This is a genomic window from Dyella sp. (assembly GCF_035685805.1).
In the GTDB taxonomy this organism is placed as follows: Bacteria; Pseudomonadota; Gammaproteobacteria; order Xanthomonadales; family Rhodanobacteraceae; genus Dyella_A.
Genome location: NZ_DASSAB010000020.1, coordinates 26,960 through 42,322, shown reverse-complemented (window position 1 = coordinate 42,322; position 15,363 = coordinate 26,960). Strand labels below are relative to the sequence as shown.

Here is a 15,363-nt window from a genome sequence, read left to right as displayed (position 1 = left end):
AGCGGCAGGGTTCCGACGCGGATGTCGGCACGCCCGTTCAGCAGCAGCCCCACGCTGCGGCGTTCAGGGTCGCTCCAGTGGCCGGTGTTCATCTCGCCGCCCTCGGAGGCGAGCCAGGTGATGTCCTTGATGCTCTTTTCGCACTGAGCCCACCCGTGCATGAAGCGCGGCCAGCGCAGCGCCGGATGGTTGCGGCGCAGGCGGATCAGGCGGCGGACGAAGCGGATGTCGTCGTCGGCCGCCTCGTCGATCGCTTCCCAATCCACCCAACTGGTTTCGTTGTCCTGCGCATAGGCATTGTTGTTGCCGTGCTGGGTACGGCCGAATTCGTCGCCGGCGAGCAGCATCGGCGTGCCTTGCGACAACAGCAAGGTCGCGAGCAGGTTCCGCCGCTGCCGCCGGCGTAATTCGAGGATGCCGGGGTCGCGGGTTTCGCCTTCGGCGCCGTAGTTCGCGCTCAGCGCATCGTCGCGGCCGTCGCGGTTGTCCTCCTGGTTCGCCTCGTTGTGCTTGTGCTCGTAGGAAACGAGATCCTGCAAGGTGAACCCGTCGTGGGCGGTGATGAAATTCACGCTGGCGCGCGGGCTGCGGCCGTCGTGGTCGAACAGGTCGGCGGAGCCGGTGATGCGCGTCGCCAGCTCCGGCAGCGCACCCGCGTCGCCGCGCCAGAAGCGGCGCGCGCTGTCGCGGTAGCGGTCGTTCCATTCCGACCAGGCGGCGCCGAAGCGGCCGAGCTGGTAGCCGCCGGGCCCCACGTCCCAGGGTTCGGCGATCAGCTTCACCCGCGCCAGCATCGGGTCCTGCGCGAGCGCATCCAGGAAACTGCAGTGCGGATCGAACCCGTTCACGCCCCTGGCAAGGGTGGTCGCGAGGTCGAAGCGAAAGCCGTCGACCTGCATCTCGCCGGCCCAGTAGCGCAGCGAATCCATCACCATCTGCAGCACGCGCGGATGCGCGAGGTTCAGGCTGTTGCCGGTGCCGGTGTCGTCGCAGTAATAGCGCGGGTCTTCCTGCAGTCGGTAGTAGCTCGCGTTGTCGATACCGCGGAAGCACAGCGTCGGGCCCATCTGGTTGCCTTCGCCGGTGTGGTTGTAGACCACGTCCAGAATCACCTCGATGCCGGCGTCGTGCAGCGCGCGCACGGCGGCACGCACTTCGCTGAGTGCGCCGCGCACCAGGTAATCCGGTTCCGGTGCAAAGAACGCCAGCGTGTTGTAGCCCCAGTAGTTGCGCAGCTTCATCTGCGCCAGCCGGCGGTCCTGCACGAACGCATGCACCGGCAGCAGCTCGACCGCGGTGACGCCGAGCTTGACCAGGTGCTCGATCACCCGCGGATCGGCCAGCGCCATGAAGGTGCCGGCCTCGTGCGGGCGCAGCTGCGGCAGTTTCTGGGTGAGCCCCTTGAGGTGGGTCTCGTAGATCACCGTGCGCGACCACGGGGTGCGCGGCCGGGGCTGGTGGAGCAACGGCTCCATCGGCTCCACCACCACCGACTTGGGAACGGCGGCGGCGCTGTCGCGGCGGTCGAACGACAGATCCGCCCGCGGCGAAGACATGCGGTAGCCGTGCAGCGCGTCGGACCAGCGCGTCTGCCCCGCGAGCTGCCGCGCGTACGGGTCGATCAGCAGCTTGTGCGGGTTGAAGCGGTGCCCCTGCTCGGGCTCGTACGGGCCGTGCGCCCGGTAGCCGTACAGCTGCCCCGCGGTGACCCGCGGCAGGTACCCGTGCCACACCTGGTCGGTGTATTCGGGCAGGTCGTAGCACGCCAGCTGGCGCCGGCCGGTCGGGTCGAACAGGCACAGCTCCATGCGCGTGGCGTGCGCCGAGAACACCGCGAAGTTGGTGCCGATGCCGTCGCAGGTGGCGCCCAGCGGATACGGCTGGCCCGGCTGGATCCGGTCGGGGGTGTACGCCATCGATCAGCGGTCGGCGATCAGGATCACCGTCGCCAGCGGCGGCAACGACAACCCCACCGAGTGCGCCTGCTGATGCAGCGGCAAGGGTTCGCTGTGCACCACGGCGTCACCCGCACCCGAGCCGCCGTACTCGCTGGCGTCGGTGTTGAGGCGCACCTGCCAGCGGCCCTCGCGCGGCACGCCGATGCGGTAGTGCGGCAATGGCGCCGGCGTGAGGTTGCACACCACCAGCGCAGGCGGCGCACCGCCGGCGTAGCGCCACCAGGCAAGCACGCTGTGCTCGGCGTCGTCGCCCACCGCCCAGTGGAAACCGGCGGGGTCGATGTCGCTGGCGTGCAGCGCGGGCTCGGCGGCGTAGAGCCGGTTGAGGTCGCGCACCAGCTGCTGCATGCCACGGTGGCGCGGGTTGTCCAGCAGCTCCCACGGCAGCTGGGTGTCGTGGTTCCATTCGGTCGGCTGCGCCAGCTCGCCGCCGTTGAACAGCAGCTTCTTGCCCGGGTGCGCCCACATGAAACCGAAGTACGCGCGCAGGTTCGCCAGCTGCTGCCAGTCGTCGCCGGGCATGCGTCCGAGCAGCGACCGCTTGCCGTGCACCACCTCGTCATGCGACAGCGGCAGCACGAAATGCTCCGAATACGCGTAGACCATCGAGAACGTCATCTCGTGGTGGTGCCAGCGGCGGTGGATCGGATCGCGCGACATGTACTGCAGCGTGTCGTGCATCCAGCCCATGTTCCACTTGTAATCGAAGCCCAGGCCGCCCTCGCTGGTCGGGCGGGTCACGCCGGGCCACGCGGTGGATTCCTCGGCGATGGTGAGCACGTCCGGATGGCGCTCGTGCACTGCCGCGTTGAAGCGGCGCAGGAAGGCGATCGACTCGAGATTCTCGCGCCCGCCGTGCACGTTGGGCACCCACTCGCCGTGCTTGCGGCTGTAGTCGCGGTAGAGCATCGAAGCCACCGCATCCACCCGCAGGCCGTCGACGTGGAAGCGCTCCAGCCACGCCAGCGCGCTGGCAACCAAAAAGCCGGCCACCTCGTTGCGGCCGAGGTTGTAGATCAGCGTGTTCCAGTCCTGGTGGAAACCCTCGCGCGGATCGGCGTGCTCGTACAGCGCGGTGCCGTCGAACTGCACCAGCCCGTGCGCATCGGTGGGGAAATGCGCCGGCACCCAGTCCACGATCACGCCGATGCCGGCCTCGTGGCAGCGGTCGACGAAGCGCGCGAACGCGGCCGGCGGACCAAACCGCGCCGTGGGCGCGAACTGCCCCAGCGGCTGGTAGCCCCACGAACCGCCAAAGGGATGCTCGGAGATGGGCAGCAGCTCCAGATGGGTAAAGCCCATGCCGCTGACGTACGGGATCAGCCGCTCGCCCAGCGCGTCCCAGTCGAGGTTGTCGCCGTGCCCGTCGCGCAGCCACGAGCCGGCGTGCAGTTCGTAGATCGACAGCGGCGCGTCGAGCGCCTGCCGTCGGCCGCGCTCGCGCATCCATTGCTGGTCGGTCCAGCCGAACGCGGCCGGATCGGCCACCACCGAGGCGGTCGACGGCGGCGCCTCGGTCGCCAGCGCCACCGGGTCGGCCTTCTGCCGCACCACGTAGTCGGCGCCCAGGATCTCGAACTTGTAGTGCGCGCCCGGCGCCAGGCCCGGCACGAACAACTCCCACACACCGGCCGGGGCGCGCAGGCGCATCGGGTGGCGCCGCCCGTCCCACTGGTTGAAGTCGCCGATCACGCTCACGCGCCGCGCATTCGGTGCCCACACGGCGAAGCGCACGCCGGCGACCTCGTCCACTTTCATCGGCTGCGCGCCCAGCACCCGGTACAGCTTGGGGTGGTGGCCGCCGGCGAGCTGGGCCAGGTCTTCGTCGGCCAGCAGCGTGCCGAAGGCGTACGGATCGACCAGCTCCTGCACCGCCTGTGGCCAGTGCACGCGCAGGCGGTAGCGGCCTTCGCCTTCGGCCAGCCCGGTGAACAGCCCGTCGCGCTGCTGCTGCAGCCGGGCCAGCACGCTGCCGTGGGTGTCGATGACCTCCACCGCCTGCGCGCCCGGCTGCAGCGTGCAGATGCGGCGCAGGCCGGCGCCGGCCGGGTGCGGCCCCAGCTCGGCGAAGGGATCGCCGTGGCGGCCCTCGATCAGTGCGCGCGCGGCCTCGTCGGCCAGCGCGGCGTGGGGATCCATCAGCTCGCTGTCGCTCATGCGCGCCTCCCGCGGGGGTTGGGTGACGGCGCCACGTCGGCGCCGTCGTCGGCCTGTGCCAGCGCAAGCAGCCCGCGCAGCGGTACCGCGACCCAGCCGGGGCGGTTGGCCGCCTCGTAGGCGATTTCGTAAGCGGCTTTCTCCAGCAGGAAAAGCTCCAGCAGGGGCTTGAGGGCTTCTTCGCCGACCCAGCGCGGCTGCGCATGGTCGAGCACGTCAACATAGGCGCGCAGGAACACCTCGCCCGCGCGCTGGCGGAATGCCTCCAGATACGCGTGGTAGTGCTCGTCCTCCACCGGCGCCACGCCGTCCTCGCCGCGCTGGGCCACGGCGGCGGCGTAGTCGAGCGAACGCAGCAACCCCGCCACGTCGCGCAGCGGCGAGCCCTTCTGGCGGCGCTCTTCCAGCGGCCGCGCCGGCTCGCCCTCGAAATCGATCAGCCACGCATCGCCCTTCACCACCAGGATCTGGCCTAAGTGGAAGTCACCGTGCGAGCGCGTGCGCAGCGTGCCGGCGGCCCGTTCGGAGAGCCGGTCGATGCGCTGGTGCAACGACTCGTGCCGGGCGAGCAGCGCCTGTCGATCGGCGCGGAGCTGATCGTCCGGCTCGGCCAGGCCATCGAGCGCGGCCAGCGCCTGGTCGAGCTGCTCGCGGGCGTGTGCTGCCCAGGCCCTGCCGTCTGCGTCGGTGGCCGGCTGCGGCTGGAACGCGGGATCGTCGCTGGGCCGCGCGAGCACCGCGTGCAGCTGCCCCAGCCGGGTGCCGACGGCGGCGGCGAAGCTGTCGTAGCCAGCCACGATTTCCGCACGGGCGTCGTCGTCGGATGCATGGCCGTACTCGTCGTAGCTGCGGCGCAGGTAGTTGAGGGTCCAGCGCCAGGCATCGCCCTGGTTGCGCACGAACCCCTGCATCACCGCCAGCGCCGAGGGAATGCCGTCGGCACCCACGTGCAGCACCTCGCCCAGCAGCGGCGGGGTGTGCGCATAGCCGACCCGGCTCAGGTGCCGGCCCATCTCCAGCTCGGGATTGATGCCGTGCGAAATGTGCCGGAACAGCTTGAGCATGCCGCGCTCGTGCACGATCACCGAGCTGTTGGACTGCTCGGCGGACAGCCAGCGGTTTTCCAGCTCGGTGGGAAACTCGATGCCCTCCAGTGCCGGCGTGCCGCTGAACTGGATCATCCCGCCGCGGCGCAGCGGCAGCTCCACCTTCTCGCGCAGGCCGCGCAGCAGGCCGGAGATGAACGAGTCGAGCACGAAGCCGTCGGTGAGGTAGCCCACGCGGCGGCCGCGGCGCACCCGCGCCAGCGCCAGCTGCCGCGCGCGCGGCGGCGGGTTTTCGTCTTCCCAGAAGATGCCCAGCGGCAGGCAGTAGCGCTCGCTGCCGCCATCGTTGAGGGCGGTCTCGATTTCCGACACCACCAGGTCGTCGCCCTGGTCGGGCCACGGCTGGCTGTACATGATGCTGATCGAGGCGATGCCGCGATCCTTGGCGCCGAACCAGCGGCGCATGCCCAGGTAGGTGGGCAGCACGTCGTACTCGAGCGCGTGCTTGTGATGCGCCATCACTGGCCCGTCGGCGAGCGGCCCGCGCAGCACCAGCGTCTCGTAGTCCGGCATCGCCTCGGCCGGCTCCTCGTGCCAGGACGGCATCTGGGCGTTGGCGCACAGCTGGAACGCGTAGAAACCGTACGGCGGCAGCGTCAGCAGGTACGGCAACTGGCCGATCGGCGGGAACGAGGTGCCGCCGTAGATCTCCACCGGCACGAAACCGTCGAACGCGCTCAGGTCCAGCTCCACCGCCTGCATCGAGCGCGACACGTTGGCCACGCACAGCACCTGTTCGTCGCCGTACTCGCGCAGGTACGCCAGCACCTTGCGGTTGCCCGGGTAGAGGAACTTCAGCGTGCCGCGTCCGAACGCGCGGTAGCGCTTGCGCACCGCCAGCATGCGGCGGCTCCAGTTGAGCTGCGAGTGCGGATCGCGCGATTGCGCCTCCACGTTGACCGCCTGGAAGCCGTACAGCGGATCCATGATCGGCGGCAGCACCAGCTTGGCCGGGTCGGCCTTGGAGAAGCCGCCGTTGCGATCCATCGACCACTGCATGGGCGTGCGCACGCCGTCGCGGTCACCCAGGTGGATGTTGTCACCCATGCCCAGCTCGTCGCCGTAGTACAGCACCGGCGTGCCGGGCATGGTCAGCAGCAGCGAGTTCATCAGCTCGATGCGGCGCAGGTCGCGCTCCAGCAGCGGCGCGAGGCGGCGGCGTATCCCCAGGTTGATGCGCGCGCGCTTGTCGCTGGCGTAGGTCTGCCATAGGTAGTCGCGCTCGGCGTCGGTGACCATCTCCAGCGTCAGCTCGTCGTGGTTGCGCAGGAAGATCGCCCACTGGCAGTTCTCGGGGATCTCCGGCGTCTGCCGCATGATGTCGGTGATCGGGAAGCGGTCTTCGCGCGCGATCGCCATGTACATCCGCGGCATCAGCGGAAAGTGGAACGCCATGTGGCATTCGTCGCCGCCGCCGAAATAATCCTGGGTGTCTTCCGGCCACTGGTTGGCCTCGGCCAGCAGCATGCGATCGGGGTAGTGCTCGTCGATCTCCTTGCGGATCAGCTTGAGGATGTCGTGGGTTTCGGCGAGGTTCTCGTTGTTGGTGCCCTCGCGCTCGATCAGGTACGGCACCGCGTCCAGCCGCAGGCCGTCCACGCCGATGTCCAGCCAGAACCGCATCACCCCCAGCACCGCCTTGATCACCGCGGGGTTGTCGAAATTGAGGTCGGGCTGGTGCGAGAAGAACCGATGCCAGAAGTACTGGCCGGCCTCGGCGTCCCAGGTCCAGTTGGACTTTTCGGTGTCGAGAAAGATGATGCGCGTGCCGCTGTAGGCCTGGTCGGTGTCCGACCACACGTAGAAGTTGCGCGCGGACGAGCCCTTCTTGGCGCGCCGTGCGCGCTGGAACCACGGGTGCTGGTCGGAGGTGTGGTTGATCACCAGCTCGGTGATCACGCGCAGCCCGCGGGCGTGGGCGGCGGCGATGAAGCGCTTGGCGTCGGCGAGCGTGCCGTAGTCCGGGTGCACGTCCTTGTAGCCGGAGATGTCGTAGCCGTCGTCACGGCGCGGGCTGGGGTAGAACGGCAGCAGCCACAGCGTGTTCACGCCCAGCTCGGTGATGTAGTCGAGCTTCTCGATCAGGCCCTGGAAGTCGCCGACGCCATCGTTGTTGGCGTCGAAGAATGACTTTACGTGGACCTGGTAGATGACCGCGTCCTTGTACCAGAGCGGATCGTCGGTGAACGACGGCGCGCCCGGAAATTTCTCGCGGCGATTCATGACGCGCTACCGGCAGCAGCCGAGGTCGCCGGCGCGAGACGGACACTACGGCTCCGGGCGTAGTTCGCCGGCAGCAACGGTGGGGTACTCATGAGTGTGTCCTCAGATGCCAGATCGCGTAAGGCAGCGCCTGCCCCAGCCAGACCTCGCGCGACGGTCCCTGCCAGGTGGCGCTGCCGCCGTGCAGCAGGTCCTCGGCGATCAGCGAGGCATCGTGCGGCAGGCCCCAGGCGTGCAGCGGCAGCGTGAGCGTGGCGCGCTGGTCGCCGTGCGGATCGAGGCTGATGGCCACCAGCACCCGATCGTCGGCCTGGGCCGGATCGCCGGCGGGGAAGAATTTCTCGAAGCACAGCACCTGCTCGCTCGAGCACGGCAGGAACCGCACGCCCAAGTGACTCTGCAGCGCGGGGTGCTGGCGCCGGATCATGTTCAGGCGGGTGATCTCCGCCACGATGTTGCCGGGCTGGCTGAAGTCACGCGGGCGGATCTCGTACTTCTCCGAATCGAGGTACTCCTCCTTGCCCGGCACCGGCAGCGCCTCGCACAGCTCGAAGCCCGAATACATGCCCCACAAACCGGACAGCGTGGTGGCGAGCGCGGCCCGGATGAGGAAGCCGGTGCGCCCCGAACGCTGCAGGAAATACGGGTTGATGTCCGGCGTGTTGACGAAGAAGTTCGGCCGGTAGAAATCCTTCGGCGCCTCCTGGGTCAGCTCGGTGAGGTACTCGACGAACTCGCGCTGCGTGTGGCGCCAGGTGAAGTAGGTGTAGGACTGGTTGAAGCCGGCCTTGGCCAGCCGGTACATCGGCCGTGGCCGGGTGAACGCCTCGGCCAGGAACAAGGCGTCGGGGTAACTCTCGCGCACCCGCGCGATCATCCATTCCCAGAACGGGTACGGCTTGGTGTGCGGGTTGTCGACGCGGAACGTGCGCACGCCCTCGCCCGCCCAGAACAGCACCACGTCGCACAGCGCCTGCCACAGCGAGGGCACCGCGCCGTCGGCATAGAAGTCGACGTTGACGATGTCCTGGTATTTCTTCGGCGGGTTTTCCGCGTAGCGCAGGCTGCCGTCCGGACGCCAGTCGAACCACTCCGGGTGCTCGCGCAGCCACGGGTGGTCCGGCGAGCACTGGATGGCGAAGTCCAGCGCCAGCTCCAGGCCGTGCGCATGGGCCGCGTCGCGCAGCGCGCGGAAATCCTCCAGCGTGCCGAGCTGGGGATGGATCGCATCGTGGCCGCCCTCGGGCGAACCGACCGCGTACGGGCTGCCCGGGTCGTCCGGCCCGGGCGTGAGCGTGTTGTTGGGACCCTTGCGAAAAGCCGTCCCGATCGGGTGGATCGGCGGGAAGTACAGCACGTCGAAGCCCATCGCCTGGATCGCCGGCAGGCGCTTGATCACGTCGCGCAGGGTGCCGTGGCGGGCGGGGTCGTCGGTTTCCGAGCGGGGAAACAACTCATACCAGCTGGCAAACATCGCCGCGCGGCGATCCACCTCCAGCCGCAGCAGCGGACTTTCCACCGCAAACGGCCGCGGATCGGCCGCCGCCATCGCCTGCACGCTGGCATCGGCGATCAGCTGGCGATAGCGCGCCTCATCGTCAGCCGCGTTCTCCAGCTGCGTCAGCAGCGCCCGCAGCGGCTTGCGCAACTTCGGCGGTGCGCCCGCCGCGGTGGACTCCACCAGCAACCTGCCCTCTTCCAGCTCGAGCCCGATATCCAGGCCCGCGTCGTGCTTGACGTGGATCTCGTGCTGGTAGGTAGCGAACGCATCGCGCCAGGCCTGCACCACGTATTCGTGCGGCCCGATCCGGAACGGCGTGAACTCTCCCCGGTAGCGGTCGTTGCCCTGGGGCGCCATCCGCTGCTCCTGCCACTGCTTGTCACCCAGCGCACGCCAGCGCAGCACGGCAGCCAGTTCGTCGTGGCCGTCCATGAACACGTCCGCTTCGACCACCACGCGATCTCCCACGACCCGCTTCACCGCAAAGCGCCCGCCGTCCACACAGGGGCTCACGTTTTCGATGGCGATGCGCGCGGCCACCGTCGCATCGCTCAGGCGCTGGCGTTGGGCACTCGCCGAGGCGCGCGGGTTGGCCGGTTGCGCCCGGGTGGCATGCAGCAGCATCACGGCGCCGGCCTCCAACTGTCGCGGCGCGAGTTCGGCGTCCGTGCGCAGGTCTCGCCACGGGCCGAAGTCGCGCACGATGCCGCCGTCGATGCCCGCGATGTCCACCGGTGTCTCGCGCTCCAGCGCCGCGTTCGCCAGCAGCAGCTGCGCCACGTCGCCGGAGCGGCAGAGCAATGCTGTCCAGTCGCGCCCCAGATGCAGCACTGGCGCCTGCCGCAGGGCCGCGGGCGCCGAGTGCAGCCACGTGTTTACCCTGCCCACTTCCGGCACCAGGTCCACGACCGACTGTGCGGCCATGGCGTCCGGGGTCCGGCCCTGTGTCGCGCCGGGCTGGTCCCACTCGAAGCCGGCCGGCATCACCCAGCCGGCCGCGCAGCTGGCGGCGAACCACAGCGCGCGGCGGCCCGCATGCTCACGTTGATCCTGCTCGCCCCGGGCGACTTGTGCCGCACCGTCAATCGGCGCCACGCAGGCCAGGGGCGGAGCCACGGCGCGCAGGCGTTCAAGCTCCTCGCGCAGCCACGGCGAGCGGAAGTCCCACCACTCGAACGAGCAGAAGGTGTAGTCGAAGCGCGCCTGCGCCAGCGGCGCCAACTGCTCGGGCGCGAGGCCCTGGGTCCATGCCGCGAACAGCAGCGGCCCGGTGGCCTGAGCGCGCACCTGGCCAAGCAGATCGTGCCACCAGTCGGCGGGTGCCGACGCCGGCGCCAGCACGCGAAAGCCGCGCACGCCGGCGCGGGCCAGTTCGACCAGCCGATCCGTCCACCACTGCGCTGCCGCGGCGGCTGCCGCCGGATCGTGCAGGCGCCAGCGCGCACCCGATTCATCGGGCGCGCGCCGCGGGTCGGGCAGGCTGTCGCTGTCGATCACCCCCTGGAACCACTCTGGGTGTTCCTGACGCAGGCGTGCGTCCGCCGCCATCGGATGAACGTCGATATCCACCAGCAGGGCCAGCTGGTGCTCGCGGCAGCGGGCGGCGAAACCCTGCACCGCCGACGCGGCGGTGTCGCTGGCAAGCTCGCCGTGGGGGAGCGTCGCCAGCACGTGGGTGAAGCCCATGGCCGCCGCGTGCTCGAGCCAGGGAGCGACGTCGCGCTCATCGCCGGCGATCACGCCTGGCAGACGATAGATGCGGGGGATCTCGGGAATCTCGGGTGCAGTGGATGCACCCTCGGCGGCGGGGCCGGCAGCGGCCTGGGCATCCCGGCGCGAGCGCCGGCGTGTTGGCAGGGTCGGCTCATCCATTGTGCCGCTGCATGCTGTCGCGCGGCTGCGCCGTCGCCTGTCTGGCGTACTGACGCACGGCCTGGGGACTGTTGCCCACCTCGCTGATCGCCTTGCGCAGCTCCCGCTCGGAGAGCCGGAACTGCCGCGACCAGTAGTGCATGGCAAATGGATCCGCCTCGTTGATCTTGTTGAGGGTCTTGCTCGATGGGCTCATGGGCTGCACACGTCGGGAGATGAGGCCGGCGGGTGCACGATGCGCACTCGCGGTGAGTGCTGATGGTGGTGGTCGGGACTTAAACGCCCCGTCACGGGCAGATGACGGGACCGTGCATGCCGTCGAAAGAGCGCGCTCTCCCAATGCATGGGGCACCGGGCCAAGCAGCCTCGACCGTCATGCGCGTGGTGATCAGATCGCTCGTGATGAGCGCGCTGCCGCACCTGCATTGGCGGGGTGTAGTGCCTTGTGTGGCGAACGCCATTCCCGCTGGATGGGCCGAGCGACCACACGCGCGCCGCAGGTCCGAAGCCAGGCTGGACCGAGTTCGGGCCATCCGTCGTTTCACGCGCGGCCGTCCTGCCCGGCTTGCGCTGCGGGCGGACAAAGGACGAGTGTTCAACCAGACGATGTCGTGGAGGCAGCGCCACCCGCGGAAAAAATCTCAGCAAAGGCAGATAAAAAAACCCCGTGCTGCGAAGCACGGGGTTTCTCTGCAACGTCTGCTCGTAGAGCGAACGATCAGGCCGCGATTTCCACGCCGGAAGCCTGGGCGCCCTTGGGGCCCTGGGTGACTTCGAACTGCACGCGCTGGCCTTCCTGCAGGCTGCGGAAGCCCTTGGAATTGATCGCCGAAAAATGGACGAAAACGTCCTCCCCACCGTCCTCGGGTGCGATGAAACCGAAACCCTTGGCGTCGTTGAACCACTTGACCGTACCGAAACGCATTGCGGCAACCTCTGAAGCTTAAGGATGGATGCACCAACGGATGCGTGCTGACCCCCTATCCCCTTGGTCGGCCGCCCCTGGCACGGCCCAAAGTATCGGCATCTTTATGGGGCGAGCGCAATATGCTGAACGCGCCCCTGGCGGCCACAACGGCAGGCTGTGCCTCAGTCTGCGAGCATGGCGCCGAGCAGTCGCGGCACTTCGGCGGTGGCCGCTGCCAGGTGGGCGAAGATTTCCTCGATGCTGATCTCCGCCTCGTCGCCGCAGCCCGCGGCGAAATTGGCCACCAGCGCAAGGCAGGCGTAATCCAGCTCCAGTTCGCGGGCCAGCGCGGCTTCGGGCATGCCGGTCATGCCTACCAGGTCGCAGCCGTCGCGCTTCATGCGGGCGATCTCGGCGCGGGTCTCCAGCCGCGGGCCCTGGGTCGCGCCATAGCAGCCGCCGTCGATCACCGCGATGCCGGCCTTGGCGGCCGCTGCCAGCAGCTCGCGACGCAGCGAGGCGGTGTACGGCTCGCTGAAATCGATGTGCTTCACCTCGGCGCCTTCCACGTCGCAGAAGCTGGTATGGCGGCCGTGCGTGTAGTCGATGATCTGGTCTGGCACCACGATCACCCGCGGGCCCATGTCGTGACGGATGCCGCCGACCGCGTTGACGCCGATGACGCGCCGCGCACCCAGGTGATGCAGCGCCCACAGGTTGGCGCGGTAATTCACGCGGTGCGGCGGCAGCGTGTGGCTCTCGCCGTGGCGGGCCAGGAAGGCCAACCGCTTGCCGGCGAAATCGCCGCACACCACGTCGCCGGAGGCGGGGCCGTACGGCGTGTCCACCGACTGCCGCTGGGCGTTTTCCAGGCCGGGGAAGTTGTACAGGCCACTGCCGCCGATGACGGCCAGGTCGATGCTCACGATGTCGGTTCCGATATCAGGTAGGTCAGGACGCGCGCTCTACGAGCGCGACGAAGTTCTGCAGATGACGCGCGAGGGCGTCGCGGGTGCGTTCGTCCACCAGCTTGCCGTCGGCGATCTTGGTGTGCGCCTGGAACACCAGCACCTCGCCCTGCGGCTCGACGATGGCGCCGGCGCGGCGCAGCACCAGCCGCAGCGCGTCCTGCGCACGTACCGTGCCGGTGATGCCGGGGCTGGCGCCGATGATGCACACGCGCTTGCCGGCGAGCGGCGCAGCGTCGCGCGCGATGCCCTTGCGCGAGGCCCAGTCGATCGCGTTCTTCAGCACGCCGGTGATGCCGCCGTTGTATTCGGGCGAGGCCAGCAGCAAGGCATCGGCGCCGGCGATGGCGTCTTTCAGCGCCACCACGGCGGCCGGGTCGCCCTGCTCTTCCACGTCCTGATCGAACAGCGGCAGCGCGTGCAGGTCGTGGATCGCCAGCTCGGTGCCGGTGGGCGCCAGCTCGGCGGCGGCATGCAGCAGCGCGGTGTTGAACGAGGCCCGACGCAGGCTGCCGGAGATACCGAGTAGTTTCATGGCGCAGGTGCTCCGGTTCCGAAATCAGCTTTCGCGCAGGGCGTAGATCGCCGGCAGGTTGCGGCCCTGCTCGTGGAAATCCATGCCGTAGCCGAACACGTAGCGATCCGGCAGCTCGATGCCGTTGAAGTCCGAGGCGATGCCTTCGACCAGCCGGTCGTGCTTCTTGGTGCACAGGCTGGCGATCAGCACGCGCCGCGCGCCGCGCTGCAGGCAGTCGTCGCGAACGGCCTTGAGCGTGTGGCCCTCGTCGAGGATGTCGTCGACCAGCAGCACGGTGCGGCCGGTCATCGGCACGATCGGCTCGCGCAGCCAGTGCAGATCGTGGCCGGTGGTGGCCCCGCGGTAGCGCGTGGCGTGCACGTAGTCGAATTCCAGGTCGGTGCGGATCGCCAGCGACAGGTGCCCGGCGAACATCAGCGCGCCGTTCATCACCGTGAGGAACAGTGCGCGCTCGCCCTCCAGCGCGGCATCGATCTCGCGTCCTATGCGGGTGATCATCGCGTCGATCGCGGGCCGGTCGACCAGCAGGTCGGCGTTGGCGAGGGCGTCGGAAAGCGAGGGCGTGGCGGTGCCGTGGATCATGCGGTGGTTCCTTCGGCGTCCAGCGCCGTGATGCGCGCGATGAAGCGATCGCGCTGCGGATTGTCGGTGAGCGATTCCCAGCTGGCGCCGAGCGCGCCGCGCAGGGCCATCAGGCGCTGGGGCGCCACCGGATGGCGATCGGCGACAGCGGCGATCGCCTCGTCCACCACGTCGGGGAAGCAGGCCAGCACCAGGTCGCAGCCGGCGTCCAGGTGCGCGTGCACGCGCGCGGCCACGCCGCCGGCGGTGCCTGCGGCGGCCATCGAGATGTCGTCGCTGATCACGGCGCCGTCAAAGCCGAGCCGGCCGCGCAGGACGTCGCCGATCCAGCGTTTGGAGAAGCCGGCCGGCAGCACGTCCACTTCCGGGTAGATCACGTGGGCCATCATCACGGCTTCCACCCGCGCCTCGACGCATTGGGCGAACGGCACCAGGTCGACGTGCTCGATCTCGGCCAGCGGGCGCGTGTCGATCGCCTGCGCCTTGTGCGTATCGGCGGCCACCGAACCGTGGCCGGGGAAGTGCTTGAGCACCGCCGCCATGCCGGCCAGATGCATGCCGCGCACGTAGGCCTGGCCCAGTTCGCCGGCCACCGCCGGATCGGCATGGAACGCGCGCAGGCCGATCGCCGCGTTGCCGCGCGCCAGGTCCACCACGGGCGCAAAGCTGAAATCCACGCCCGTCGCGCGCAGTTCGCTGGCCATCACCCAGGCGTGCTCTTCGGCCAGCCGGATGGCGTCGCTCGGATCACGGTCGTACGCCGCGCCCACCTTGGCGAGTGCCGGCAGGCGGGTGAAGCCGTCGCCGAAGCGCTGCACCGGGCCGCCTTCCTGATCGACCGCGATCAGCAGGTCTTCGCCGCCGACCTCGCGGATCGCTTCCACCAGCGCCGCAAGCTGCTCGCGCGAGGCGAAATTGCGGGAAAAAAGCAGCACGCCGGCCACGCCGGGCGCGACCAGCCACTCGCGTTCGCGCGGCTCCAGCGCGAGGCCGGCCAGACCGATCATCAGCATGCGGAAGGTTCTCCATCGACAGCGTCGCGCTCGTCGCGCGTCCACTGTGCGTAAGGGTACGTAATCAGGTTGACGTTGTAGTAACGCGGCAGCGCGCTGACCTCGGCGCCCAGCCAGACCGGGCGCGGGAACGGCGCATCGACCGTGGGCAGCTCCACCTCGGCCACGATCAGGCCGGCGTTGTCGCCTTCAAACTCGTCGATCTCGAACAGCGCGCCGTCGACGGTGACGTAGTGGCGCTGCTTGGCCAGCACGCCGTCGCACAGCGAACCCAGCATGGCCTCGGCATCGGCCACCGGCACGGCGTACTCGAACTCGGCTCGCTCGATGCCCAACCGCGCCGCCTTGATGTTCAGCCAGGCGCGATCACCGGCCACACGGGCACGCACCGAGGCCTTCGCGGTGCCGTCGCGAAGCGCCTGCGCGCTCACCAGGTAGCCCTGCGCCATGCGCTCGGTGCGATCGATCTGCGCGCGCCAACCGTCGCTGCGCAGCAGGAATTTGCGTTCGATCTCAATAGCCATACGGTTGATCGCCC

11 protein-coding genes are annotated in these 15,363 nt (G+C 69.2%); all 11 read right to left on the bottom strand.

All coding sequences use genetic code 11. From position 1 onward, the window contains the following. A partial coding sequence (gene glgX / locus VFG40_RS04600) for a glycogen debranching protein GlgX (protein ID WP_324895370.1) occupies window positions 1-1,916 on the bottom strand: 1,916 nt, incomplete at its 3' end. A 3-nt stretch (window positions 1,917-1,919) separates the two neighbouring features. Continuing rightward, entirely contained in the window at window positions 1,920-4,115 is a 2,196-nt protein-coding gene (gene glgB / locus VFG40_RS04595) for a 1,4-alpha-glucan branching protein GlgB (RefSeq protein WP_414649242.1), read from the bottom strand. After that, entirely contained in the window at window positions 4,112-7,444 is a 3,333-nt protein-coding gene (gene treS / locus VFG40_RS04590; RefSeq protein WP_324895368.1) for a maltose alpha-D-glucosyltransferase, read from the bottom strand. Before treS ends, glgB begins: the two co-directional genes overlap by 4 nt. Before the next feature lie 88 nt (window positions 7,445-7,532). Continuing rightward, window positions 7,533-10,817: a maltotransferase domain-containing protein gene (locus VFG40_RS04585; protein ID WP_324895365.1), complete on the bottom strand. Its 3,285-nt coding sequence runs from the start codon at window positions 10,815-10,817 to the stop codon at window positions 7,533-7,535. Then, window positions 10,810-11,013, bottom strand: a complete 204-nt coding sequence (locus VFG40_RS04580; RefSeq protein ID WP_324895363.1) for a DUF3606 domain-containing protein — start codon at window positions 11,011-11,013, stop codon at window positions 10,810-10,812. The genes VFG40_RS04585 and VFG40_RS04580 overlap by 8 nt, the downstream gene beginning before the upstream one ends. A gap of 522 nt (window positions 11,014-11,535) precedes the next feature. Beyond that, on the bottom strand, window positions 11,536-11,742 hold the full coding sequence (locus VFG40_RS04575) for a cold-shock protein (protein ID WP_324895361.1): 207 nt from the start codon (window positions 11,740-11,742) through the stop codon (window positions 11,536-11,538). Between the two features lie 164 nt (window positions 11,743-11,906). Continuing rightward, a complete protein-coding gene (locus VFG40_RS04570) occupies window positions 11,907-12,650 on the bottom strand; it encodes an S-methyl-5'-thioinosine phosphorylase (RefSeq protein WP_324895359.1) in 744 nt (247 codons plus the stop codon). 25 nt (window positions 12,651-12,675) lie between these two features. Further along, a complete protein-coding gene (locus VFG40_RS04565) occupies window positions 12,676-13,227 on the bottom strand; it encodes an NADPH-dependent FMN reductase (RefSeq protein WP_324895357.1) in 552 nt (183 codons plus the stop codon). Window positions 13,228-13,251: 24 nt separating this feature from the next. Continuing rightward, a complete protein-coding gene (locus tag VFG40_RS04560; RefSeq protein WP_324895355.1) occupies window positions 13,252-13,812 on the bottom strand; it encodes a hypoxanthine-guanine phosphoribosyltransferase in 561 nt (186 codons plus the stop codon). After that, entirely contained in the window at window positions 13,809-14,825 is a 1,017-nt protein-coding gene (gene nagZ / locus VFG40_RS04555) for a beta-N-acetylhexosaminidase (protein WP_324895353.1), read from the bottom strand. Before nagZ ends, VFG40_RS04560 begins: the two co-directional genes overlap by 4 nt. Then, a complete protein-coding gene (locus tag VFG40_RS04550; RefSeq protein ID WP_324895351.1) occupies window positions 14,819-15,349 on the bottom strand; it encodes a CYTH domain-containing protein in 531 nt (176 codons plus the stop codon). The genes nagZ and VFG40_RS04550 overlap by 7 nt, the downstream gene beginning before the upstream one ends. Window positions 15,350-15,363: the final 14 nt, after the last annotated feature.